Source organism: Salinispora cortesiana, from assembly GCF_000484695.1.
GTDB classification, from domain to species: Bacteria; Actinomycetota; Actinomycetes; order Mycobacteriales; family Micromonosporaceae; genus Micromonospora; species Micromonospora cortesiana.
Genome location: NZ_AXVR01000003.1, coordinates 38,935 through 63,237, shown reverse-complemented (window position 1 = coordinate 63,237; position 24,303 = coordinate 38,935). Strand labels below are relative to the sequence as shown.

The following is a 24,303-nucleotide window of genomic DNA, read 5'->3' as shown; positions in this document are numbered from 1 at the left end:
GTTATTCTCCCTTCGCCGCCGCAGCCGCCGCCGCCGGACGGATCTGCTCCGCTAGTCGCTCCCGGACGACTCGACGGAGAAGTTTGCCGGACGGATTACGGGGAAGCTTGGTCACGAAGTGGTACTCGACAGGAATCTTGTAGTCGGCGATTCGCCCTTGCAGGAAGACCGCCAACTGCCGCGGCGTGACGCAGGTGCCCGGCCGGAGCACAAGACAGGCGTGAACGGCCTCGCCCCATCGGGAATGCGCCGCCCCCACCACCGCCACGTCGACCACAGCGGGGTGGTCGCCGAGTTCCTTCTCGATCTCGGCCGGATAGATGTTCTGCCCTGCCACGATGATGGTGTCGTTGATCCGATCGCCGAGGAACAGGTAGCCGTTCTCGTCGAGGTAACCGGCATCACCCATGTGCAACCAATCGCCCACCAGCGTGCGCGCGGTGGCGTCCGGCATGTTCCAGTAGCCCAGCATCCGCGCTGGGGTAAGGACGCAGACCTCGCCGATCTGCCCCGGCGGGACCCTACTTCCCGCTCGATCGACGATCTTCACCTCGGTGCCGGGGCAGGCCCGTCCAGCGGCCTTCAGTAGCGGGCTGCCCGGAACATGGTCCGACGGCGGCAGGCAGACCGCGACACTGCCCGTCTCGGTGCTGGCGTAGATTTGCGCGAATTCGCAGTCGAAGATCTCCAGGCAGCGCTGCAACAGTCCGGTGGAGATGGGCGCCGCTCCGTAGGCCACCTTGCGCATCGACGTGAACGTGTGCGGGCCGACGCCCCGCTCATCAAGCATCATCGCCAGCATCGCCGGCGCGGCAAAGGTCGTCGTGACCCGGTGCCGAACGATGAGCCGTACGGCGTCCTGCGGCAGGTACATTCGCATCACGACGTTCGTCGCGCCGGCGTTGAAGCCGTGCATGAACCAGCCCATACCCGCGATTACCAGCCCTGGTAATGAGATCAAATTGACGTCCTCCGGTCGCCAGTCGAGCCAGTCGACCCCGGCGTCGCGCATGGCGGCCGGCAGAGTGAAAAAGCTGCGGTGCGCCAGCACTACGCCCTTGGGATTACCGGTCGTACCGCTGGTGTAGATCTGCAAGACGGCGTCGTGCGGTCCGCACCGGTGCTCGGGTGTGGCCTCGCTCGCCTGGGACCGCCAGGCGCGCAGTCCGGCACCGGGGTCATCGGAGTTCCCGTCATCCATCATCACGATGTGCCGCAGGGCCGGCAGTGCGGTCCGGACCCGGTCGAGCACCGGGTGGAACTCACGCTCGACGAAGACCAGCTCAGCGCCCGAGTCCCGCAGAATGTGGTCCACCTCTCTACTGGTCAGGCGCCAGTTCACCGGCACCAGGACGGCACCGATCTTCGCGCAGGCCAGGAAGGTCGAGTAGTAGTACTCGGACTCCCGCGCCAGGTAGGCGACGCGGGTGCCGGAGCCGACGCCCGCTGAGCGCAACGCCTGGGCCGTGCGGTTGCTGCACCGATGTAATTCGGCGTAGGTAAGGCTGCGCTCCTGGCAGTGCACGGCGATGTGGTCACCGCGTCGCACGGCGTGTGCCGCCGCCTGGGCGGCCAATGTCCAGTCCTCAGGCAGTGTCACTGGTCCTCCCGGGATGGTATGTGGGTCAGTGGGCATGTTCGGCAACGAACCGACGAATGAGGAATTCGGCGAGTTGCTCGGGTGAGGGGTGGTCGAAGGTGAGAGAAGCCGGTAGCGCGATCCGTAGGTCGGCCTCCAGTCCGCTCTTGAGCTCGACTGCCATCAGTGAGTTGAGACCGAGGGAGATGAACTCGGTGTTCGGGTCAAGCTCGTCCGGCGACTCCAGGTGCAGCGCCCGGGCGACCCGCTCCCGAACCGCTGTACGGATCAGGGCGGGCCGGTCCGTGTTTAGTTCGACCAGGCGCTGGTGCAGGGCCGAGGTCGCCGAATTATCAGCACGGGCGGTGACGAGGCGGTCGTAGAGAGCGTTCCCGGCCGGGTGAGCGGACGCGATCCGATCCCAGTCGAAACTACCCACCACCCGGTGGGCGACCGGCTGGGCCCACAGGTCGGCCAGCGTGGCCAGTGCCCGCGACGGTGAGAAGAAGTGGATCCCGCGACCGTCAATCTTTCGCTTGAGCTGCTCGTCAAGCCGGGCGGACATGCCGACCTGGGCCCAGACACCCCAATTGATGCTCAGGCCCGGCAGCCCCAGCCCGACGCGCCACCGGGCGAGGGCGTCGAGGTACGCGTTCGCTGCGGCGTAGTGGGCCTGGGTCGCGCCGCCGACCACTGCGGCGATCGAGGAGTACAGCACGAAGATGTGGTGCTCGGGGAAGGCCAGGCTCGCCTCGTGCAGCAGCCGGGCGCCATACACGTTGGGGCCGAACTGCTCGTCGATCGCCGCCCAGTCGAGTCTCGCGACCAGCTCCTTGCTAATCGCCCCGGCGGCATGAATGAAGCCGCCGACTGGTCGACCTCCGACACGCAGGTGATCGACGAGCCTGGCGATGTCGGCTGGCTGGGCGACGTCGGCGGCGAACAGCTCCACCTCGGCGCGCCCGCGCAGCTGGTCGAGAACGGCCTGGGCCTCGGGGACCGCCCGGCCGGATCGACTGACCAGCACCAGATGGCGTGCGCCGTGGTCGACCAGCTTGCGCGCGGTCACCAGGCCCAGGCCGCCCAGGCCACCGGTCACCACGTAGCAGTGGTCCGGCCGAAGTCGTCGCGGCGCGGCGCGCGTGACGGCGGAACCGGCCGGACCCGGCGGGACGCTGTCGTCGAGATGGATCAGCACGGTGCCTGCAGCGGCGCCCCGATCCAGCTCTGTCAACGCCTCGGCGGCTTCGGCGAGACCGTACCCGGTGACGTCGGTGTTGTCGGTGAGCCCAGCCACGGCCTGCCGCGCGTCTGTGCCGGCAGCCAGGGCGGAAGCGACCGCGGCGGCCGCGCCGGCCAGATGGGCGGTCCCCGGCACCCCGACCGCCGATGCTGCCGGCGTGGTGATGATTCGCCGCGGCTGACCGGGGTACGCGACGACGACCGCGTCTCCGGTGGTGAAACCCGCGTCGGAGCCACTGGCCACGACCACGCCCGCGCAAGCGCTGCCCGTGCCGTCACCGCGTACCGGTCCCACCGCCGCGACCCGCACCTGGATCTCCGCTGGCTCCGGGCGGGGATCGGTGACAGGCACCAGATCCACGGCCCGTCCGTGGCGCTGTACCTCGTAGTTCTCCGGCGACGGTGCGGTGCCCTCGCCGGGCAGCATTCGCCGTACGTGCCGCCGACCGTGCCGGAAGGCGATGTGGAACTCGTCGGGTCGGGCGCTCGCCCATTCCCGAGCAAGCGCAGCGAGGTCGGCCGGTCCGGCTATGTCGACCAGCGTTGGCCGGTACTGGGGGTACTCGGCCAACAGCACTGGGCCAAATCCCCACATCGTGGCTCCGGTGAGGGCGTCCGTACCATCCGGCACATCTCCGGGAACCTGTTGGGCACCCGAGGTGATCAGCCAGAGCCGCGGCGCGGGCTGGCCGGCATATGCCTGCAGCGTCTGCACGAGCGTCAACAGACTCCAGTAGTTGTCCTCGGACTCGGCGGCGAGCCGCTGCTGGGGCGAGCCGTCCCCTCTTCCGCGCCAGAACCAGGCGATGTCGGTCACCGACGAATCAGCCAGTTTGTCGGGCAGTTCCCCCTGATCGGGCACCAGACTCACGGCCAGGCCGTCGGGCGCCGATCTCACCAGATCGCCACCCGTGGCGGCGTCCGCCTGCACGACCAGAACGTGTCGGGCGCTGGCGCGATCGGCGCTGTCGCCCGTCTCGCGGAGCCACTCGACGCGGTGGACGAAGGGCCGTGGGCGATCCGGCCGGGCCAGCCGGACCGCCAGTAGCTCGGCCACCGGCTTGTCGCCGTCGAACAGCAGCAGGTCCACCTGCCCGATGTCGCGGGCGTCAGCCGGCGGACACAGTAACGCCCGCACTCGGACTCGTTCACCGCGCGGCCGGCGAATCAAGCGGACGCTGCCGACCGACACTGGGGTGAGCCCCGGACCGGCCGGGTGGATCACCGCGACCGCCTGCATGGCACATTCCAGCACGTCGACAGGGAGGTGTTCGCCGAGCAACGCCCTGCGGTTGGCCACCTCGGCGACGACCGTGTTGCCGTATCGGGCCGCCCGCTGCAGCAGCCGTAGGCGTGGGCCTGGGGAGCAACCTACCGAAGCCAGGTCGAGATAGACGGCGTCGTGGTCGCGGTCGTCGTCCGCCACTCCCTCTGGGGCAGCCAGGGCCAGCGCGGCGGCCATCGCCACGCTGCCCGGCAGCGCCCCCTCCGCACCCTCCGGGGTCTCGACCAGGACCGCTGTCGCACAGGTCACCGCGTCCTCTGCAGTGCCACCGGTCACCCGCACCCGCACTGTGCCGGCCGATACCGGCTCCAGGTGGGTTCGCAGCAGGGTCGGTTCGTCGGTGAGAACGGGTGGGGTGTCGATCCGCAGATCGCGGACAACACCTCCGGTATGGCCGAACACCTCGTCCTGAACGGCCAGCAGCAGCTCGACGACGGCGGCGGCCGGCACCACCGCGGCGTTGTCGACGACGTGGTCACCGAGGGGTGCCGGACCGGCGATGCTGTACTCGGCCACGAACTCCCGACCGTGGGGGGTCGACACCTCCCGGCCCAGCAGGGGGTGGTGCTCGGCGGTCGACGCGTTCGACCGGGCCTCTGATGAGGCACCCCTCGGCAGCCAGTACCGCTTCCGCTGGAACCGGTAGGTGGGCAACGCCACGGTCTGCCGAGACCGACCTGAGTGGTAGCCCGACCAGGACACGGAAAGCCCAGCGACGTAGAGCGCGGCCAGCGTCGACATCGTCACCTCGGAGCTGCGGTCGCGCCGGCGCAGGCTCACGAACCACCGGTGGTCGTCGGCCGCCACACACTGGCGCGCGAGCGCCGTCAGCGTCCCGGACGGCCCGATTTCGAGCATGGCATGTCGGCCACGCCGGGCGACGGCCTGCATGCCGTCAAGGAAGGACACCGGCTCTCCGATATGCCGGACCCAGTATTCGGGAGTGGAAACCTCCGCCGGTCTGGCCACCGCGCCACTGACGTTCGACACGAGCGTGATGGTGGGGTCGCGGAACGTGATAGAAGCTAGCACGGACCGAAAGTCGTCGTACACCTCGCGCATGAGCGGGGAGTGGAAGGCGTGGGAGACGGCGAGGCGGTCCACGCGAATGCCCTGCCCGCCGAGGATTGTGACGACATCGTCCAGTTCCTCGGCGGCGCCGGAGACGACGCATTGCCCGGGTGCGTTCACCGCGGCCAGCGCCAACGCCGGCCGATCGGCGAGCATCGGTCGCACAACGTCGGCCGCGGCGTGCACAGCCACCATGGCCCCGGGCTCGGTAACTGACTGCATCAACCGGCCTCGGGCGCTGACCAGCGTCACCGCGTCGGCCAGCGAGAACACCCCTGCGAGGGCGGCGGCTACCACCTCGCCGATGCTATGGCCGATGACCACATTCGGCCGTATCCCCCACGACATCCACAACCGGGCTAGAGCTAGCTCTAGGGTGAACAGTGCGGGCTGGGTCAGCCAGGTTTGGTCGATATCGGATGGTGCAGCCGGGTCCTCAAGCAACAGCGACCGCACCGAGCGACCGAGAGTGGCGGCGAAAAGCCCGTCGCATTCGTCCACGCACTGCCGAAACAGCGGGAATCGCCGGTAGAGGCCGGCACCCATACCGGCATACTGCGAGCCCTGCCCGCTGAACAGGAAGGCTACCTTGCGAATCGGCGTCGGCGCCGACGCTTCGGAGTCGGTGGCGGTGGCGGTGCTGAGTAGCCCGGCCAGGTCGGAGTGGTCGCGCACGACGGCAGCCAGCCGGTGGCTGTGGTGACTGCGCCCGACATTGGTGGTGTAGCAGAGCGATCCCACATCCACGCCGGGGCTGTCGGCGAGGAAGCGTTGATACGCCTCGGCCTGCCCGCGTAGCGCGACCGCACCCTTCGCGGAAAGGGTAAACAGGTGTCCGCGCTCGGTGTCCGGATCGCCCGGCGCGTCGGGTGGGGCCAGGTCGGCTGGTGCCTGTTCCAGTACCACGGCGGCGATCGTGCCGGCGAGACCGATGCTGTTAACCACCCCACGGCGTACTGGAGCTTCCCAGGGCCGGCATTCGACGGGAACGTCGATCGCGTAGGTGTCCCACGGGATGCGCCGGGAGCGCGACCGCAGATTGAGGTGCGGGTAGATAACGCCGGAGCGGAGTTGGAGGATAACCTTGATCAAGCCAACGATCCCGGACGCCGGCTCCATGTGACCGAGGTTGGTCTTGACGGAGCCGACCAGTAGAGGCGTGTCGTGGGTATGCGATTGTGAGAACACGTTGCTGATGGCGCCGAGCTCGATCGGATCGCCGAGCGGCGTGCCGGTGCCGTGCGCTTCGACGTACTGGATGTCTCCTGGCGAGAGCCGGGCGGCCGCGAGCGCGTTGCGGATGACCAGCTCCTGCGCGGCGCCGTTCGGCACGGTGAGACCCGCGCTGTCCCCATCCTGGCCGACCGCACTGCCCCGAATGACAGAAAGGATCCGGTCGCCGTCGGCCTTCGCGGTGGAGAGGCGCTTGAGGACCACCACACCACAGCCCTCGGCGCGGACGTAGCCGTCGGCGGAGTCGTCGAAAGTCTTGCATTGTCCGTCCGGCGCGAGCATCTGCCCGTGCGAGAAGATGACGGGGATCCGAGGGTGATGCAGTGCGTTGACCCCGCCGCACAAAGCGATGTCGCATTCCCTGCGGCGGAGTCCTTCGGCGGCGAGGTGCAGGGCTGCCAGTGAGGAGGAGCAGGCGGTGTCAACGCTGATACTTGGCCCGCGCCACCCCAGGAAGTACGAGAGTCGTCCGGACAACGGAAACATGGTGATCCCAGCGGCGAGGTGTCCGTCTAGCTCGGTGTAGGGAAGCTCGCTGATCTCGAGGGCGTAGTCGATTGAGCTGGCCCCGATATAGACGCCGCCGTTGCCGCGCCGCAGCGGCGCTGGATCCACGTTCGCGTGTTCCAACGCCTGCCATGCCGTTTCCAGCACCATCCGCTGCTGGGGATCGATGTACTGCGCTTCCTTGGGTGAAATGTTGAAAAAGCCCGCGTCGAATCGGTCGACGTTGTCCAGGAAGCCACCCCCGGTAGCATGGATCTTGCCGCGCTCACCCGGCGCGCTAGGGGTAAACGCAGCGACATCCCAGCGGTCGGCGGGCATCGGCGAGATACCGGAACGCCCCTCCCGCAGGAACGTGTCAAAGTCGTCGAACGACTCACATCCGCCCGGAAATCGGAGACCGACACCGACGACGGCGATTGGCTCGTACTTCTCCGCCAACAGCTGATCGAGGCTGTCGACCGGCTGGTCCACCAGGTCCGTCATTGGACGTCCTCTTCCGCTTCGGCCACAGCGTCGCCGCGTCCATCGTGTGCCGACCGGACCAAGTGGTTCACCAGTTGTTCAATGGAGGGCTGACTGAACAACACGGTGGTGTCGATCTCCAGTCCGATTCGCTCCTCTATCCGTCGGCGCAACTCGATCAGCCGCAACGACGTCAGCCCGAGGTCGAAAAAGCCGCTCTCGAGTGGGAGGTCCTCGTCCTCACCCATTAGCAGGGAGGCTTTGAACTCGCTGAGCACCAGGTCCTCGATCACGTCTCGGCGCTCGGACAACGGCATGGATGGCAACTGTCCGGCGAGGGGCAGTGCTTCGGTCATCTGACTCACCTCTTCGTCGTTCGGCGCCGCTGGCCACCGATATATTCCTCGCGGTGACACGCTGATGGATCAGACCGCGCGATTCGACGGCGAAAATCCGCCCTCAACCGCGGGGCTGGAATCAGACGGTCGGCGTGGTGACGGTCGTCATGCCCCGGCGCGCGGGTTCGCTGACCTCGTGCAGGAAGGAGGCAACCTCCTGGTAGGACTCGATCAATCCGACCTCCCGGTACGGGATCCCTCGGCGGGTGCAAAATTCCTGCACGATAGGTCGGCAGTGTGGGAGATTCATGCGCGGCATAGTCGGGAACAGATGGTGTTCCACCTGGTAGTTAAGCCCGCCGTACAGAAAGTCGACCAGAGGCGAGGGTCGGATGTTGCGCGAGGTGAGAACCTGACGCTCCAGCCAGTCTAGGGACTCGGCTCCGTCGCGGACCTCCATACCCTTGTGGTTAGGTGCGAAGATGAGCCCAAAATAGACACCCAGCACCATATGTTGGACTATCAGGAAGGCGATGGCTCTTACTGGGCTCAGGACCAGGAAGACGGCGCCGAGGTAGATCGTCATGTTGGCGAGGATGAGCAGCCCCTCCACGACCGGGCGACGAAGCTGGCTGCGAAACAGTGCAATCAGCGAGGTCCGACGCATCTTGTAACCTTCGAGCACGAGCAGCACGAAGAAGAGCACATGCTGGTGGCGGACGACGAAGCGTTGCCACCGGGTGCGCCTTGCGTACTGCGACATGGTGAAGATCGCCGTCCGCCGACCGATGTCCGGATCGAGGTCGATGTTGTTGGGAAAACTGTGGTGACGGTTATGGTGGTTGACCCACCACCCATAGCTGACCCCGTTTAACAGGTTAGCGTGGATGAGCCCCATCGCCGTCGCCCATGTTCCCCGGAACATGGCCTTGTGCCCTGCGTCGTGCCACATGAACGCGCTCTGCGCGCAACTCAAGCCCAACCAGGCGGCTACTGCCAGTTGCCACCAGCTGTCGCCGACGAGAAAGAAGGCTGCCAGTCCGGCAGCGAACAAGCCGGCGTTAAGGGCCAACCGCAAGTAGTAGCGCCTGGGTGCCAGGTCCAACAGGCCCGCCGCCCGGACCTCTTTGGCCAGCTCGGCGAAGTGGTGACCCACGTCTCCGGCCGATGCTCGGGCCGGGTCGATGCCGACGAGGCCACTGCGCGGCGTCACCGGGCCTTCGGACAGCGATTGTCTCGCCTGCATAGCTCAACCTCCTTCATGGACGCGTGCTGCTCGGAGCGTGCGCCGCGCCGCTGATTGGTGCCTGACCAGCGCCTGACAGATGGCCGGTTGCCGGGCTACTGCGGCAGGTTGTCGTGTCGGAACGTCGGCCGCCGAGCGCCCCTGAGCGCGTCCAGAGCGCCGACGAGCAACGACCGGGTCTGCTCGGGCCGGACGATCTCGTCTACGGACATCCGCTCGGCCGATAGCTCGGCCGACATCGCCTGCGCCCGATACCCATCGATGAGTTCGTCGCGGCGATGCGGCTCCTGGGCCAGGTCGCGACGATGGATGATGTCTACGGCTCCCTCCGCACCCATCACCGCGAGTTCCGCGCCCGGCCAGGCGAGAACTGCGTCCGCGCCGAGGGACCTGGAGTTCATCACGATGTACGCCCCGCCGAATGCCTTGCGCAGCACCACCGTCAGCCGAGGCACGGTCGCCTCCGCGAAGGCGTACAACAGCTTGGCGCCCCTGCGGATGGCCCCGCCCTCCTCCTGCGCGGTGCCGGGCAGGAAGCCGGGGGTGTCCACGAATGTGATGAGTGGCAGCCCGAAAGCATCACAGAGCCGCACGAAGCGGGCGCCCTTCTCAGAGCTGCGCAGGTCCAGAGTTCCCGCCAACACCGACGGTTGGTTAGCGACGACGCCCACCGGACAGCCGTTCAGGCGGGCGAACCCGGTGACCAGGTTCCGGGCGAAGGCGGACTGGAGTTCCAGGAAGCTGTCCCGGTCAACAATCCCACGGACCACCCGGCGCACGTCGTAGGCCACCCGATGGTTGCTCGGGATCTCGGGCATATCCTGCGGAAGCGCGGGCACGGCCAGCGGCAGGTCGTCCCAACACGAGCTCGGCAGATACGACAGCACCTGGGCGACCATGCTTAGCGCTTCGACGTCGTCGTCCGCCACGAGGTGCACGGTTCCGGACCGGCGTGAGTGCACGGCACTCCCACCGAGTTCCGCGGCCGACACGTCCTCGCGCGTCACGGCCTTGACGACCGCCGGACCGGTGAGAAACATGTGCGCGTTGTCGCGCCTCATGATAACGATGTCGGTCAACGCGGGAGAATAGGCCGCGCCTCCCGCGCACGGACCGAGGATCACGCTGATCTGTGGCACCCGTCCGGAGTGGCGCACGTTGGCCCGAAAAATGGCGCCGTACCCGTCGAGCGCGCCGACGCCCTCCTGGATCCGCGCACCACCCGAGTCGACCAGCCCGACCACAGGCATTCGCGACCGGCCCGCCCACTCCATGATCCGCACAATCTTGGCTGCGTGCGTCTCGCCGAGAGATCCGCCGAGGACAGTGGAATCCTGGGCGAACAGCGCTACCGGGCGTTGGTCGACCCGGGCCAGAGCGGTGACCACACCGTCACCGGCGGGGCGGCGGGACTGCATATTGAAGGCACTCACCCGATGTCGGGCACCGCTGCCGAGCTCTACCAACGATCCTCGGTCGGCCAGCAGATCCAACCGGCGCCGGGCCGGCCCCCCGGTCTCTCCGGGCACCGACAGCGCCGCGGGGGAAGCCATCGGCTGTTCGGTGCGTGCGGTCGTCGAGATCGTCATGATCGACTCACCAGCACCGCGGCGTTCTGCCCGCCGAAGCCCAGCGACATGCTGACCGCGAGGTCGACCCGGCGTGGTGTCGCCTTCCTGGCAACGTCGATTTCCACCTCCGGATCGAGATCGTCGAGATTGGCAGTCGGTGGCACGAGGCCATGCTCGATGGCGAGCACGGCGAAGGCCGCTTCGATCGCCCCGGCGGCTCCGAACAGATGCCCGGTCACGCCCTTCGTGGAAGTCACCAGCGGGTCGGGTCCCAGGACCCGCCGCAGCATCCGTGACTCCACCAGATCGTTCATTGGAGTGGCAGTGCCGTGGGCGTTGACGTGATCGATCTCATCAGCGCCCACTCCGGCCTCGGTAAGGGCGGATCGCAGGGCGGCTTCGGCGCCCCGTCCCGCAACGTCGGGTGCCGTCACATGGTGGGCGTCGGCACTCGCGCCCGTGCCCGCGATCCGAGCCCGCCCCCGCACCCCCCGAGCCACAGCGTCTTCCGCTCGCTCGAGGATCAGGATGCCAGCGCCCTCACCAGCCACAAAGCCGTCGCGGGTGGTGTCGAAGGGACGGCAGGCAGCGGCCGGTTCGGTGCAGCGCCGGGACAGCACTCCCATCTGCGCGAATCCGGCCATCACCAGCGGCGTCACCATCGCCTCCGCTCCCCCGGTAACCACCACATCACACCGGCCGAGCAACAGCAGATCACGTGCCAAGGCAATCGCCGACGTCCCGGAGGCGCACGCGGTGGCGACCGCCAGGCTCGGCCCGGTCGCCCCCAGGTCGATGGAGACCTGACCCGCCACCATGTTGGGCAGTTGCATAGGCAGCAGAAGCGACGAGACCTGACCAGGCCCCTCCCTGATGAGCACCTGGTGCTCCTGCTCCACCGTCGCCGGGCCGCCGTCGGCGCACCCGAGGACCACGCCGACCCGCGTTCCGTCCCACGTCGACGGGTCCAACCTCGCATCGCTAACCGCCTCCCTGGCGGCTACCACCGCGAATTGAACGAAGCGATCCATTCGTCGGGCCCGACGCGGTGGCAGCAACGGCGCCTCTCGCGAGTCCGGAACACGACACGAGATGTCCACCGCCAGTCCCGCGAGCACCGGATCGTGCCGTGTGGTCGATTCTCCCGCGCAGACTCGCGCCCAAGTGTCATCGGTACCGATACCGGCCGGGGTGACCATGCCCAGGCCGGTGACCGCCACATCTCCTGATCGCATCAAACCCTCGCGGTTCGGTTCTCGAGCAGCGCGACGACCGACCGAATGTCGGCCGCCTGCAACAGTTCGTCGTCGGAGACAGACACGCCGAGTTCCTTCTCGATCGCAAGGCTCAGCTCGACGACGTCCAGCGAGTCCAACTCGAGGTCCTTGAGTGTCGCGTCGAGCACCACCTCAGGCGCCTCGAGCTGGAACTTCCGGACCATGACGTCGCGCAGTCGGTCGAACATTGGTTTCTCCTCACGTGAGTCGACGGTCAGCCGACACCTACGGGTTGGTCGCCCAGTCCGGGCATGTTGCTGGCGACGGTTCCGAGCTCGGGCCAGGTGAGCGTGGCGGCTCCCCAGGTCAGTCCGCCGCCGAACGCGGCCAGCAGCACGCGGTCGCCGCGTACGAGCCGCCCTCTGGCGCTGTCCTCGGTCAGCAGTAGCGGGATTGACGCGGCAGCGGTGTTACCCACCCGCTCGATGTTGGATGCCTGCCGTTCCGGTGGAATGCCGAGTCGTTCCGCGATGGCTGCACAGATTCGGGCGTTCGCCTGGTGGGGCACAAGCCGGTCGACGTCCTCGGCTCGCCACCCGGCGCGCTCCAGGGCCGCACCAGCGGCCTCCGTGGTCCGCTCGACCGCGTGCCGATAGACGTCGCGGCCACGCATCTGGAAGTAGTAGTCGTCAGGGTGGGCCGCCAGGCCACTGGCTCGCTGGCCGGAGCCGCCCGCCGGAACCATGATGAGGTCGCTGAGGTCCCCGTCGCTACCGAGGACACATGGACCGACAGCACCGGGTTCGTCGGCAGCACCGGCCCGCAGCACCACCGCACCGGCACCGTCGCCGAAGATGACGGCCGTCTCTCTGTCAGCTGGATTGATGATTGTCGAAAAGGCTTCAGCCCCGATCAGCAGCACGCGCTCAGCGACACCTGTGGCGATCTGCCCCGCCGCGGTGGCTAGCCCGTAGAGAAAGCCGGTGCACACCGCTGACACGTCGTGAGCGGCGATCCCGGCGAGTCCGAGTCGGGCAGCCACCTGCGGGGCGGTCGCCGGGCAGAGGCGTTCCGGCGTGGTGGTGGCGACGATCACGGAATCGACGTCGCCGCAACCGGCGGACTTGAGTGCCATCACACCGGCCTCTGTGGCGAGGATGGCGGTGGCGGTGCCCGGATCGACCAGGTGCCGCCGAGCGATCCCGGTGCGGCTGCGAATCCACTCGTCGGAGGTGTCGAGATGACGGGCCAGGTCGTCGTTGGTGACGACCCGTGGCGGCAGCCAGGCACCAACACCAGCCATCACCGCGGCCCGCCCGGTTGCGCCGTTCACGCGAGCCCCAGCACCGGCAGCGCTTCCGGCACGCCCATGTAGTTCAGGCGCACCACCGCCATCTCGTCCGTCCACCGCTCGGCGGTGGCGTAACGCTCGGCCGGGGTCGTGTCGAGAAGTCGCCGGCCCGGCCAGACCTCGTAGTCGTCGAGCAGGTCACGGTGCTGCCCCATCCCCTCCTGGAACAGGTGTTCCCGGCGCATCACGTACGCCTCTTCCGGGAGGTCGTCCCAAAGCTGGCGCCCCCGGCGCAGGATGTCGAGCAGCCGAGGCCGGTAGTCGGGGTGCGCGACGAGGTGACGGCGCAGGATTGAGCTACCGACGGTGAGGTGTCGTATCTCGTCGATGGATGCGCCGCGTGCGATCTCACTGGCGGCTGGGTCCAGTCGATGCCACTTTCGCTCACTCAACTCAGCCGCGGGCGCCAGCACACCCTCGATGACGATCGTGAAAATCGCCACCCCACCGATGAAGTCGCCTTCGTCCCGGACGGTACGCACGGCGAATTCCTCGACCGGTTCAAGAATCTCCTTGGTGTAGTCGGCCGACATCTCCGCCACCGCCCGGGCGAGGCCGTCCGTCGCCATGCCGAGATCGGTCAGGTGCTTGCGGAACACCATCGAGTGGCGTGCCTCGTCCACCAGTTGGGTCGTGTAGAACTCCAACTCCGGCAAGCCCGGCGCCTGCGCGACGTAGTGCGCCAGGATGCGCGTCGCCTTCTCCTCCGCGACGGATCGGTAGCCGAGTTCCATGATCAGCGCGTCACGTAGGGGCCCTGGCTCTCGCATGTGCGCGGGGGTCTCAGCTGCTGGGGCGTAGCCCTTCTCGGCACGGTCCTTCAACGTTCCCTGGGCGACGGCGCTCAACCAGTAGGCGAGATCGCACTGGTCCTCGGTGAGATCGAGATTCATGGCCCCGTCGAGCAGTGTGGGAGCATCGTTCCAGTCCGCCTCCGGCGGGACGGTGCGGGTCATCCGGACTCTCCTTCACAACGCGTGAGTGGTGTGTCAACCGCTACCGTCGACAAGTCAGGGGTAGCGCGATGCGCAGGAGGCGCCGCTGCCTCCAGGGTTGTCACCGCAGCCATGGCGCCGCCAAAGTTCAACAGCGGATGGCCGTCCCGGGCCACACCCTCGACCACCTCAGCCAGCAGCAGCTCATGGTCCCCGGCTGCTGCGGTGGTCACGAGCCGGCAGCTCAGCCAGGACAGCGCGTCGGCGATCAGCGGAGCACCGCTGTAGGGATCAGGCTCCCAATCGACCAGGTCGAACTGCGCCCGGCCGCGGGGGCGTTGGGGATCGGCGAAACGTCGGGCCGGCTCCGCCTGCGACGCGGTCAGCACGCTGACCGCAAACGTCCGGCTCTCCTTGAGTAGGGCGAGTGACGCTGACTGGCGCTGAAGGCAGATCCCGACCAACAGAGGTTCTCGGGAGAGGGCGCTCAGCGAGCTGACCGTCACACCGTGCGGTCCCCGGTTGGTCCTGGTGGTCAACACGGCGACAGCGGACGCTATCCGGCGCACAGCACTGCGGTGCGTGGCCGTCCGTTCCCCTCCCGACGACCGACCTACTTCTGCAAGATCACCCGTGCCGGAATCCTCCGACGCGGCCGACCGGCGAGCAGCCAACCCGACGGTATTCACTGCCTCGACCCGGCGGGCACCGGGTTCATTTCGGGTGCCCGACTTCCGGTGTCTTGCCCCACGATCGACTCGATCATTTTGCCGTACATGGGGTGCGGGACCGGCTCGAACGGCAGGCCGAATGGCTTGAGGAAGTTGCCGAACAACGCGCGATCTCCGAAGAGATGGAAGGGGATCACCAGAAGTGCCCACTCCGGTCCGATGAAGTACATCCACAGACCGACCACCGCGGCCTGTGTGATCATGCTATGCATGATGTTGTACAGGACGTAGTAGACCTTGGATATCTGCTTGGTCTTGCTCCGGTGAAAGGCAATGGCACCAGGGATGTAGCCGATCAGGTCGATGTAGAGGAACAGGGCGATGGCAGGCAGCCAGCGCACCTCGTCCCAGTGCATGACGAGCAGTACGCTGCTGACCGCTAAACCGACGCCGTATTCAGCGCGGTGCAGCCGGAAAGTGGTGGGCGTCTCGAAGGGATTCTTCTGATCCATGTCACTACCTCCAGTCAGCACGAGTGGATGTCGCTGCGGCGATGTCGTTGAGGGCACCGTCCGAGATACGAACCCCGTCGAACAGACCGACCACGACCCAGGCGACGGTCTCGCGGATCACCCGCTCGGCAATCGGGTCCAAAATTCCCTCCAGGCTCGGAATGCCGAAGTCGAACTCGGCCCGGAACTGCAGTTCGGTGCCGTCCAGGTGACTGCTGAACTGCCAGCTCCCGCTGAACCTGTCGAAATCCCCGTCAGTTTGTGCGAACTCAATGAGCAGCTCGTCACGCAGAAACCGTTCTTCCTCCTCCCACCGCAGCAACCCGCTGCGGAAGTGCAGCTCCCAACTTGATCGGCCGGTCCGCTCGGGTACGGTCTGATGGACCGTCGCCGACTGGACATGCGGCGCCAGCTCGGGGTAGCGCTCGAAGCGCAGGATCTGGTCGAAGACCGTGTGTGGTGCGGTCGCCGGTATCCCGGCGTCGAGCTTTACGGTTCTCATGTCAGACTGCCTTCCGGCATGCGGGCGCGCTTGTCCACGAGGTCGCGGGTGGCACCGTCGATCGATTCGAGGAGGAAGTTCACGTCGGAGTCGGTCAGGATCGCCGGCGGGGTGAAGCGGACGACGGCGCTGCCGTTCATGGAGTGGTTGGCCACAATGCCGTGGTTGAACAACTCGATGAGCAGTTCACCGGCGATGCCGCCCTCGATGAGTTCGATCCCGATGAGCAGGCCCTCGCCCCGGACCTCGACAACCAGGTCGGCGCAGTTCCGCAGAACGACCCGTTCGATCTCGGGCAGGAGCCTGCGCCCTAAGTCCATGGCTCGAGTGACCAGGCGCTCCTCCTTGATCGCCTGCACCGCTCCCTGAACCGCCGCCATCAGCACCGGCGCGCCGGAGAAGGTCCCGGTGTGCAGGTAGGGATCCTTGTCAAAGGGTGCGAACACCCGGCGGCTGGCCACGGCAGCGGAGACGGGCAGGACACCCCCACCGAGCGCCTTGCCGACCAGCAGCACATCCGGCTCCACTCCGGCGAGATCGGCGCCCCACCAATGCCCGAGCCGACCCATGCCGGTCTGCACTTCATCGAAGATCAGAAAAGCGTCGTAGTCTCGGCACAGCCCCGCGGCACGACGCAGGTAATCCGGGGGCGGAATGACGACTCCGCCCTCGCCCTGCACCGGCTCAACAATGAAGCACGCTTCGCCCGGCCGGAGAGCCAACTCCCGCTCCAGCGCCTCGACATCGCCGTACGGCACGCGAGACACCTGGGGCAGCAGCGGCTCGAACGGCCTCCGGTAGACCTCCTTGCCACTGGCGGACAGGGCACCGAGCGACTTGCCGTGATAGCCCCGGTCAGCAGCAACGATGTGCCGCTTGCCGTGTGCGCGGGCCAACTTGAGCCCGGTCTCCACCGCTTCGGCACCCGACACCGCGAAGTGCACGCGGTCCATGCCCTCCGGTGTCACCGAGACGATCGCCTCGGCCGCGGTGGCAACTGTCGGCTCCAGCAGGATCCGCGTTGCGATCGGATGCCGGTGGAGTTGGTCGAGCACGGCCTCCATCACGATGGGGTGCCGGGCCCCCATAATGAACACCCCGTACCCACCGCAGTTCAGGAACCGCTCACCGTCGCTGGTCGTCAGCCACGCGCCGGACGATGCCACCTCCATGTGGCTGCCGAACAGTTCGGCCAGGGTCGCTCGGCCCTTGCTCAGGTGCGACCGGTAGAGCCGCAGGGTGCGCTCCTCCGCGCTGGATTCGCCGGGTGCGCTGTGGGCCGGCACCTTGGTCGTGATCGTCATTGCTGTGTCCCTCTCGTACTCGTGGTCAGGACAGCACCAGCGGTCGACCGGCGAAGTAGTCGAGCAACGCTTCGGCCGCACTCGTACGCGACGGCGGGTGGAAGACGAGCGGGCGGGCGGCGGATGCCAAGTAGGCGATGTCGCTGGAGCGGATAAAGGCCAGGCCACCGAGCATCTCGACCGCAAGGTCCACCGCCCGCCCGATCGCCTCCTGCGCGGCATAGCGGGCGACCAGCACGGCGGCGACCGCCTCGTCGCCATTGATCCCGTCGAGTACCGCTCGGGCCACACCCTCCACTCCGGCAATCGCCGCTTCCAGGCCGATGACAACCGCCGCCCGCTCCATCACTGCGCCCTTACCGCTGGCCAGGACCTGCTCCACCAACGCACTCACCACGCCGAGATAGACTGAGGTGATCATCATCTCGAACCACACGAAGCCCGAGCTCTGCAGGTCGTCGAGTCGCTGCGGGTCATCCGGCACGGTCCGAATAACCAATTCGTCCGGCACGTGAACGTCATCAAGCCGGACCTCGTCGCTCTCGGCGGCGGGCAGCACGGACGTTCCCCAGAAGGGGCTCACCGAGATGCCAGGGGTGTCGGCGGGAATAAGCAGAACCGCCAACGTCGATCCACCGTCGGCCTCAGGAAGGGCGACACTGGCGGTCAGCAGATCCATCGAGGCTGACAGGCTGCACGGTTTCTTGCTGCCACTGATCAGATAGCCGCCGTCCGGTGCCGGACGTGCCGTCACACTCGGCGTGAGTATGTTCGCGTTCGGCTTGCCCTCGGCCCAGCCCGAAGCCATCAGCAGCCCCTCCGGAGCCACCCGATGCAGCAATGCGACCTGCTGCGGGGTCAGCCGCCCGGCGGTTTCGGCCAGGGTGAACAGCATGGCCGCGGTGAAGTGGTGCATGGTTACTGCCGCGCCGAGGGACGGCGCGTACGAGGAGACGGCCCGGGCGACCCGTACCGCGTCCAGAGCATTCGCACCGACGCCGCCGGCCTCCGCCGGCACAAGCAGCCCGGCGCCGCCGTGTGCGCGGAACGTCTTGATTGAGCTGCTCTGCGGGGACTCGTGCTCGGCCAGCGGTGTGGCGGCCAGCGACGCGCAAAGGCCGGGATGATGTGTCTCGCAGGTTGCGCGGGCGACGTCAAGGGAGCGCATGGTCGGTTACCTCCGGATGATGCGGCAGCAGGGACTGAGCGGCGGCAGGGAAGGGACCGGGCGATGCCGTTAATCGCCGAACACCGCGGTGCGCGGACGGACACCACGAGAGATGCTGACTCCCTGAAGGTGGGAGGTCTTAAGGATGGGGTAGTTCGCCTCGCCGAACGCACCGCCGGTGAGTCCGGTCCCCCCGTGACTGGGCAGGTAGGGCAGGAAGCCGATGTGAGAGTCATTGACCTTGAGCAGCCCGCCGTTGTGCACCCGGGTGACGAACCGGTCAGTCACGTCCGCCGATGTGGTCCACAGTGAGTTGCGTAGCCCGTAGATGTTGTCGTTGAGAAAGCCGATGGTCCGCTCCAGCAGGAGCTCGTCGCTGGCGGGCTCCGCGACGACGAACGGGATAAGCGGAAAGAACGTCTCGTGCTGCACGACGTCCAGGCATCGGGCCTCACGCAGCCCGTTGACCCGCACCACGGTGGGTTCGAGGAACACGCCGGTTTCGGAGGGTGTGCCGTCTAGCTCAATCCGCCGGCCGCCGCAGACCAGTTCGGCGCCCTCCTGCAACGCCTGGTTGAGCAGCCGGAAGAACTTCTCGCTGCGGCGCACCGGCGACAGCAAGACCCCGTAGTCCTCCGGGTAGCCCGGCCGGACGTTACCTACCTCCGCGCGGACGAGAGCAAGCAACTCGTCGGCGATCGCCGGGTGGGCGAGCACATAGTTGGGAACCATGCAGATCTGGCCGGACCCGTAGAAGCACTCGGCGATCGCCTCGGCGGCGAGCCGGAGATCGGCGTCTCGCCAGACCACGAGCCCGTCGTTGCCGGCGAGCTCGAGAATGGGCTTTTTGCCCCGAGCCACGCATTCCCGCTCGAAGCGCAGCCCCTCCTCGCTCCCACCGAAATACAGGATGTCGTTGACACCCGGGTGCCCCAGCCACCGCTCCAGCGTTTGCTGCGGTTTACCGCAGACGACATTGAGCGCGCCGGGCGGGGCGCCGAGCTCCCGAAGGAGCGGCGCGACCAGCTCTCGAAGGACGTACATGGTGCTCAGAGCTATGCTGCGGGGGGCGCGCACCACGACGGTGTTCCCTGCCATCAGGACGAGGACCGCCAGTGCCGCACTGGGGGCCGGTGCGTTCTGCGGAGGGTTGATGCAGACCACCCCGTCGGGGCAGCGCCGCACGATCAGCCGGCGGGGCCCGTGGTCAAACTCCGTTGACATCTGCTGGCGGTACCAGTCGCAGCTTTCGTCGCTGTAGACCTGTTCCAAGCAGGACAGCTCCCACTCCGCGAGCATCCGCGGATGCGCCTCGGCCATCAACATCGACAGGAATTCCTCCCGCCGCTCCTGGAGCTTGGCACGAAACATCGGGCCTAGCCGCATCCGGGTGGACAGCGGTGTGGCCGCCCACTCCGGTGCCGCGGATACGGCCGCGTCCACCGCAGCGTCGATGTCTGCCACGGTCGCCACCCCGCACCGCCCCACGACGTACGGATGAAGGGCGGCCGGCGACTCCGGATTCCGCTCCAGTGTCCTTTTGACATTGACGCTTGTAAAAACATCCTCGAGCAGCGAACGAGCGGTGAGTGTGTACACCCACCCCTCCCCCGCAACGTCCCGACCGCCAATATATGACTCGTAGCTACGCACTTGCTCGACGACAGACTGCTGTCGACCAGTGAGTGGCGAATCAACGGACGGCGCCACACCGACTCCAGACGCAATAGACACGTGCGCGATCTCCCATCACCAATGTGGAGCAGAAACGCCCTCGCCTAAACACGCACGAAAAGTCTCGCAGTCGTCCCTGACACGGACCTGACACCCGTCTGACCATTCGTAGTTTTGCCGTGGGGTCGTCAAGAAACTATTGTCCACCTGACTGGCGCCCCCACACCTCACGAGGAAACGAAACGAAGCGCACCGGGCAGCAGCGATCGCGAACTGACCGTCGACTCGGTTCGGATCATCCTCACCGAGAAAAGCTCATCTCTCTTGCAGCTCGAAGGCTCATTCGTCACTCAGGGCTGCGTGCAGCAACCTGGACAGTTCGCTGGCGGAGCAACTCGTGAGATCTCCGCTGAGGGCGTTGGCGACTGCCTCGCTGCCCCCTTGGGCGAGGAACTTGCGCCGGGCCAGTTCACCGTGTCGACGGCGGGTATCCGGTCCGGCCGCTCCCAGTGGGACCGTTCGCGCTCGCGTGATCGAACGGCCGTCAGCCAGCCGTACCGTCACCCGCGCCGGCGTCGCCTTGGTCGCTTCACGGAACGAATCGTCGGCGCCGGCCTTCTCGGCAGCGGTCGCCAAGGCCAGTTCCGCCAACTCCTCCCCGACGAACTGCGACAGCCAGGGCCGCGCTCGTTCACCAGCGCGGCGCAACGCAGCGCCGAACGGCGCCACCGAGGCGAAGAGCTGCCGGGTCATCTCCGGGTCGTGCACCAGCTGCACGCTTCGGGCCAACGTCCAGCGGGCCTGGTCACGCAACTCCGGCTGATCGAAGTCCTCCACCCGCAGGTCTCCGGTCAGCAGAGCGGTCGCCACCGGGTAGCCGGTGCAGAGCAGTAGGGCACTGAGCGGGGTATCCGGACCGGCCTGATAACTCTCTGACTGACGGCCGGCAAAGAGTGTGTAAGCGGAGGCCGCGATCTCGACGCCGGTCACTCGTGCTCCCCGCACCATCTGGTGCAGCTCCACCGCGCAGTCCACGGCCGCGTCGATGCCAGGGCCGCCCGGACGGAGCTTGAAGGACAGCGTGTCGGTGTGCCAGCGGTGTCCTAAATCCTCGGTCACGAGCTCGGGCAGGGGCACCGCCGCGAACCGCGCCAAGAACCCCCGAGGGTGTTCGAGCACGTCGGGTGGCCCGGTCAGGCCGGCCGTGGCGGCGTCGCACGCGTCCATCGCGGCGCGGACCGGAGCGACGACGTGGATCAGCTTGGCGTCACCTCCCAGGAAGGCGTGCATGGTGGGCCAGGGGGGAGCGGCGAACGCCAAACTCATCGCGTCCACCCAACGCCGGGTCGGCGCCCCTTCGCTCGCCAGGCGGCCGGCCACCGCGCCGGCCAGATGGGTGTGCAGCGCGCTCTGCCCACGCAGAGGGCCGAGCGTGGCGGCAGCCGTAATTCGGGCAGCGCACTCGTTGGCGGCCACGACTGCGGTCAAGAGTGTCCGCCCGTCGCTGTGTCCGGCGAGCGCCCAGGCCAAAGGCACGGCGACGGTCGAAGGCGCCAGGTGGCCGGCGTACGCGGTGTCGTCCAGATTCAGCCAGGAACCCAGCGCGCCCAGTACGACCGAGGCGCGGCGCGGGTCAGCCTGCCGCAGTGGCCCGTATGCCCGTAGCAGCACGGCACTCTTCGAATGCCTCAGGCCGGCGCGCATCGCCGCGATCTGGGCGATGATCTGGCTCGTGGCCAGGGCACGCACTCGCTCGGGCACGTCCGTGACCCGTAGTTCGGCCGCCCACGCGGCCAACTGCGGCAGCAGGGGACGGCACGAGAGTTCTGGCAGGTCGGACGTCATGGGCTTCCTCCGCGGCGCCGCTGTTAACCAAGCGCCCGCCCGGACCGGCAGACGGCCGGCAGCCGGCCGGGCAGCACCTCCAGCGTGACCGCTGCATGTTCACGCGGCAGGAGCTCTCCGTCGTGTTCGAACCAGAGCGGCTCACCGTCCTGACGACTAATGGTGATCCGCCGGCCGCTGGCATAGACGACGCCGGACCGCCCGAGGTGCGCTCCGTGACGGGTCAGTTCCGGCACATCAGCGGCGCGTGTCTCGGCGCCGATCACGCAAACGTCGAGGAGACCGTCGTCGAGGATTGACCGTGGGAGGATCTTGTACTGGCCTCCGCGGTAGCGGCCACCACCGACGTTGGCGAGCACGGTCGGGCCCTCATGGATCAGCACCCCGTCGACCTCGACCCGGCCCGGGTAGGGTCGGTTCGCCTCAGCGGCACGCGCCAAGGCTTCCCGATACCGGGGCCGGCCCGACAGCGGGACGTCGCGGGCATAGACCAACGCTTCGGCGATCAGGCCGGAGCACGCTCCCAGGAGGACGATCTCCCGGGTTTGGGTCAGTCGACAGAGGTCGAGCATGCGAACCTCTGCTCCGACTGACTCGGACCGCTGCCCGGACAGGGCTGCCGTCACCGCGACCGGCCAGGCGCAATCGCTCCAGTGCGCGAGGTAGTTCGAGTTTCCAGTCCCCGCCGGGACGACCATGAGGGCCGGCCCGTCGCGATGCTGTGGCCTCGCAGCGGTGAACCCTTCGACAACCTCACGCACGGTACCGTCGCCGCCGACGGCGAAGACGACTCCCAGACGCGTCGCTGTCCGTTCAGCCGCTTCGCGGGCTGCCTTGGTGGCGTCCCCACGGCCCGTCGTCCAGTGCACCTCCACATCCGGCAGAAACCGCCGGCACTGTGCGACGAGATCTGCCACAAGATCGGGTCCCACGGTACCAGCGGTCGGATTTGCGATGATCAGACCAGGGGATTCCCGCATTTTTTTCAGCGACATGGCATCTCTCTCGTCGGATCAATCCCATTGCGGAGAGGGCAGGATTCGAACGCTGCGTGGGCAAAAGCCCGACCGGGTTAGACCCGGTCCCCAATAGGCCACTTCGGGTACCTCTCCTCGCCGTTCACATCGCCCGATCCGGATCGGTCGCTGCTTCCGACAAACACACTGTCCACGGTCGGACTGACCATCCCCTGACAACCCACTGACCGATCCTTGCATCCCTTCTCAAGCAGATTCTCCGTCCCTATGATTGGTCGCAGGGAAATTTCTGATAGCTTGACGGGACAAGGAGAACCGATGTGACCACGTCACTGACCGCCAACCATCCCGCGCTGGCCGCCATCGGCGACTATTCGACAGCCGACAACCCGAGCTCCTTCCTCGCGGTGAGTGAAGGCAACTCCTACTTCCATCTGCCGAGCCGTCCGGGGCTGATCGTTTATCGGCGTACGGGTCGCTTCCTGGTGCAGTTCGGCGGGCCGTTCGCCCCGGCGGAGTCCTACCGGGAACTACTGGACGCGTTTCGATCGATGGCCCGCGAGCAGCAACTGACGCTGGTCAGCGTTCAGCTGCAGCGTTTCGACGCCATGGTGTACGCCGACGAAGGATTCACGGTCAACCAGATCGGCGCGTCGTGGGCTCGTAGCCTCCCTACCTTCTCACTGGCCGGCACCCGGTTCATGCAGCTGCGTAACAAGATCTCCCGAGCCCAACGGGCCGGCCTCGAAGTCGTGGAGGTCCATGACGATATGGTGTTTCCCCGGTTGCGCGAGATCGACCGTGTCTGGCTACACGACAAGGGCGAGGGCACCCGACAGCTGGAGTACCTGGTAGGACAGTACGGCGACCGGATGCAACCGCACCGCCGCATGTTCGTCGGGTTGATCGACGGCGACCCGGTCGGTTACATCTCGTACTCTCCGGTATTCGGCCGTCGTCCAGGATGGATGCATGATCTTAGCCGGCGGGTACCCAGCAGACTTCCCGGGATCATGGAGGCGATCAACGTCACCGCGATCGAGACCTTCCGGACTGAGGACGTAGCCTGGCTGCACTTCGGCTTTACCCCGTTCTCCGGTCTGCATGATGACCATGAAATGCCTGGTTATGACGCTGGCTTCCGTCATTTCATGGACCTGCTGTGGGCCCATGGCGAGGCGGTCTACCCGGCCCAGTCCCAGCTGGCGTACAAGCAGAAGTGGGCTCCTGACCTCCTACTGCCGGAGTACGTCGCCTTTGACGGCGGCGCGAGCGTGGCTGGCTTCGCCCACATCTTCCGCGCCTCGAACGCGTTCTGACCGTCCAGGTGGCTACCGACCACGGCACCGCGACGACCATGAGGAGTGCGACATGACGGAAGATCACGAAACCCGACTAGGCCTCGCACTAAACCGAGTCGTGGAGCTCTTCTCCGCGATCTGCGCCGCGCCCGACGACCAGCAGGTGGCAAATGAAGCCGACGCCGCCCTTGCGGATCTTAACCGCCTGCTCGAAGGCAGCCGACGGTGACGAGCATCCGATAGGCCAGGCGCTGGGAGCCACCCCCTGGCCCCAGCCCCTGGCCTGTCCGATGTGAGATGCCGCGGGTTGGT

General features: G+C 67.1%; 19 protein-coding genes. 2 read left to right on the top strand and 17 right to left on the bottom strand.

The genetic code is table 11. The annotated features are described in order from the left end of the window. Nucleotide 1 precedes the first annotated feature (1 nt). From K228_RS0102765 to K228_RS0102685, 17 genes are all read right to left on the bottom strand, one after another. Nucleotides 2–1,600, bottom strand: coding sequence for a long-chain-fatty-acid--CoA ligase (locus K228_RS0102765; protein ID WP_025617027.1), 1,599 nt, complete (start codon nucleotides 1,598–1,600; stop codon nucleotides 2–4). Nucleotides 1,601–1,625: 25 nt separating this feature from the next. Beyond that, nucleotides 1,626–7,400 carry a type I polyketide synthase gene (locus K228_RS0102760; RefSeq protein WP_025617026.1) on the bottom strand — a complete coding sequence of 1,925 codons (5,775 nt, stop codon included), beginning with the start codon at nucleotides 7,398–7,400 and terminating at the stop codon, nucleotides 1,626–1,628. Continuing rightward, nucleotides 7,397–7,735: an acyl carrier protein gene (locus K228_RS0102755; protein ID WP_025617025.1), complete on the bottom strand. Its 339-nt coding sequence runs from the start codon at nucleotides 7,733–7,735 to the stop codon at nucleotides 7,397–7,399. The genes K228_RS0102760 and K228_RS0102755 overlap by 4 nt, the downstream gene beginning before the upstream one ends. Before the next feature lie 121 nt (nucleotides 7,736–7,856). Continuing rightward, entirely contained in the window at nucleotides 7,857–8,963 is a 1,107-nt protein-coding gene (locus K228_RS0102750; protein WP_025617024.1) for a fatty acid desaturase family protein, read from the bottom strand. A gap of 95 nt (nucleotides 8,964–9,058) precedes the next feature. Beyond that, a complete protein-coding gene (locus K228_RS0102745) occupies nucleotides 9,059–10,552 on the bottom strand; it encodes an acyl-CoA carboxylase subunit beta (RefSeq protein ID WP_025617023.1) in 1,494 nt (497 codons plus the stop codon). Then, nucleotides 10,549–11,769: a beta-ketoacyl-[acyl-carrier-protein] synthase family protein gene (locus K228_RS0102740; RefSeq protein WP_025617022.1), complete on the bottom strand. Its 1,221-nt coding sequence runs from the start codon at nucleotides 11,767–11,769 to the stop codon at nucleotides 10,549–10,551. The genes K228_RS0102745 and K228_RS0102740 overlap by 4 nt, the downstream gene beginning before the upstream one ends. Continuing rightward, nucleotides 11,769–11,999, bottom strand: a complete 231-nt coding sequence (locus K228_RS0102735) for an acyl carrier protein (protein WP_025617021.1) — start codon at nucleotides 11,997–11,999, stop codon at nucleotides 11,769–11,771. The genes K228_RS0102740 and K228_RS0102735 overlap by 1 nt, the downstream gene beginning before the upstream one ends. A 26-nt stretch (nucleotides 12,000–12,025) precedes the next feature. Further along, a complete protein-coding gene (locus K228_RS0102730; protein ID WP_050580934.1) occupies nucleotides 12,026–13,054 on the bottom strand; it encodes a beta-ketoacyl-ACP synthase III in 1,029 nt (342 codons plus the stop codon). 26 nt (nucleotides 13,055–13,080) lie between these two features. Further along, nucleotides 13,081–14,058, bottom strand: coding sequence for a ferritin family protein (locus K228_RS0102725; protein ID WP_025617019.1), 978 nt, complete (start codon nucleotides 14,056–14,058; stop codon nucleotides 13,081–13,083). Beyond that, the gene (locus K228_RS0102720; RefSeq protein WP_281171547.1) at nucleotides 14,055–14,606 is read right to left on the bottom strand and encodes a flavin reductase family protein; all 552 of its coding nucleotides are present in this window, start codon (nucleotides 14,604–14,606) and stop codon (nucleotides 14,055–14,057) included. Before K228_RS0102720 ends, K228_RS0102725 begins: the two co-directional genes overlap by 4 nt. A 116-nt stretch (nucleotides 14,607–14,722) precedes the next feature. Next, entirely contained in the window at nucleotides 14,723–15,220 is a 498-nt protein-coding gene (locus K228_RS0102715; protein WP_025617017.1) for a hypothetical protein, read from the bottom strand. Nucleotides 15,221–15,224: 4 nt separating this feature from the next. Continuing rightward, the gene (locus K228_RS0102710) at nucleotides 15,225–15,722 is read right to left on the bottom strand and encodes a type II toxin-antitoxin system RatA family toxin (RefSeq protein WP_025617016.1); all 498 of its coding nucleotides are present in this window, start codon (nucleotides 15,720–15,722) and stop codon (nucleotides 15,225–15,227) included. Continuing rightward, a complete protein-coding gene (locus K228_RS0102705; RefSeq protein ID WP_025617015.1) occupies nucleotides 15,719–17,026 on the bottom strand; it encodes an aspartate aminotransferase family protein in 1,308 nt (435 codons plus the stop codon). The genes K228_RS0102710 and K228_RS0102705 overlap by 4 nt, the downstream gene beginning before the upstream one ends. A gap of 25 nt (nucleotides 17,027–17,051) precedes the next feature. Beyond that, entirely contained in the window at nucleotides 17,052–18,194 is a 1,143-nt protein-coding gene (locus tag K228_RS0102700; protein ID WP_025617014.1) for an acyl-CoA dehydrogenase family protein, read from the bottom strand. A gap of 69 nt (nucleotides 18,195–18,263) precedes the next feature. Then, nucleotides 18,264–19,847 carry an aldehyde dehydrogenase family protein gene (locus tag K228_RS0102695; protein ID WP_029723316.1) on the bottom strand — a complete coding sequence of 528 codons (1,584 nt, stop codon included), beginning with the start codon at nucleotides 19,845–19,847 and terminating at the stop codon, nucleotides 18,264–18,266. Nucleotides 19,848–20,207: 360 nt separating this feature from the next. After that, nucleotides 20,208–21,713 (bottom strand): MmgE/PrpD family protein, encoded by a 1,506-nt coding sequence (locus tag K228_RS0102690; RefSeq protein WP_025617012.1) that lies wholly within the window; start codon nucleotides 21,711–21,713, stop codon nucleotides 20,208–20,210. 23 nt (nucleotides 21,714–21,736) lie between these two features. After that, on the bottom strand, nucleotides 21,737–22,693 hold the full coding sequence (locus tag K228_RS0102685) for a diacylglycerol/lipid kinase family protein (protein ID WP_281171551.1): 957 nt from the start codon (nucleotides 22,691–22,693) through the stop codon (nucleotides 21,737–21,739). A gap of 317 nt (nucleotides 22,694–23,010) precedes the next feature. Between K228_RS0102685 and K228_RS0102680 the strand changes: the two genes are divergently transcribed. Together K228_RS0102680 and K228_RS28725 are read left to right on the top strand one after the other, a co-directional pair. Further along, nucleotides 23,011–24,009 (top strand): bifunctional lysylphosphatidylglycerol flippase/synthetase MprF, encoded by a 999-nt coding sequence (locus K228_RS0102680; protein ID WP_025617010.1) that lies wholly within the window; start codon nucleotides 23,011–23,013, stop codon nucleotides 24,007–24,009. A 52-nt stretch (nucleotides 24,010–24,061) separates the two neighbouring features. Continuing rightward, a complete protein-coding gene (locus K228_RS28725) occupies nucleotides 24,062–24,220 on the top strand; it encodes a 14-3-3 family protein (RefSeq protein WP_188116157.1) in 159 nt (52 codons plus the stop codon). The last annotated feature ends 83 nt before the right edge of the window (nucleotides 24,221–24,303 follow it).

Bases quoted from the DNA above. Each gene is read 5' to 3' on its own strand.
- K228_RS0102760 (WP_025617026.1), bottom strand. From the start codon at position 7,400: ATGACGGACCTGGTGGACCAGCCGGTCGACAGCCTCGATCAGCTGTTG.
- K228_RS0102755 (WP_025617025.1), bottom strand. From the start codon at position 7,735: ATGACCGAAGCACTGCCCCTCGCCGGACAGTTGCCATCCATGCCGTTG.
- K228_RS0102750 (WP_025617024.1), bottom strand. From the start codon at position 8,963: ATGCAGGCGAGACAATCGCTGTCCGAAGGCCCGGTGACGCCGCGCAGT.
- K228_RS0102745 (WP_025617023.1), bottom strand. From the start codon at position 10,552: ATGACGATCTCGACGACCGCACGCACCGAACAGCCGATGGCTTCCCCC.
- K228_RS0102740 (WP_025617022.1), bottom strand. From the start codon at position 11,769: ATGCGATCAGGAGATGTGGCGGTCACCGGCCTGGGCATGGTCACCCCG.
- K228_RS0102735 (WP_025617021.1), bottom strand. From the start codon at position 11,999: ATGTTCGACCGACTGCGCGACGTCATGGTCCGGAAGTTCCAGCTCGAG.
- K228_RS0102730 (WP_050580934.1), bottom strand. From the start codon at position 13,054: ATGGCTGGTGTTGGTGCCTGGCTGCCGCCACGGGTCGTCACCAACGAC.
- K228_RS0102725 (WP_025617019.1), bottom strand. From the start codon at position 14,058: ATGACCCGCACCGTCCCGCCGGAGGCGGACTGGAACGATGCTCCCACA.
- K228_RS0102715 (WP_025617017.1), bottom strand. From the start codon at position 15,220: ATGGATCAGAAGAATCCCTTCGAGACGCCCACCACTTTCCGGCTGCAC.
- K228_RS0102710 (WP_025617016.1), bottom strand. From the start codon at position 15,722: ATGAGAACCGTAAAGCTCGACGCCGGGATACCGGCGACCGCACCACAC.
- K228_RS0102705 (WP_025617015.1), bottom strand. From the start codon at position 17,026: ATGACGATCACGACCAAGGTGCCGGCCCACAGCGCACCCGGCGAATCC.
- K228_RS0102700 (WP_025617014.1), bottom strand. From the start codon at position 18,194: ATGCGCTCCCTTGACGTCGCCCGCGCAACCTGCGAGACACATCATCCC.
- K228_RS0102690 (WP_025617012.1), bottom strand. From the start codon at position 21,713: ATGACGTCCGACCTGCCAGAACTCTCGTGCCGTCCCCTGCTGCCGCAG.
- K228_RS0102685 (WP_281171551.1), bottom strand. From the start codon at position 22,693: ATGCGGGAATCCCCTGGTCTGATCATCGCAAATCCGACCGCTGGTACC.
- K228_RS28725 (WP_188116157.1), top strand. From the start codon at position 24,062: ATGACGGAAGATCACGAAACCCGACTAGGCCTCGCACTAAACCGAGTC.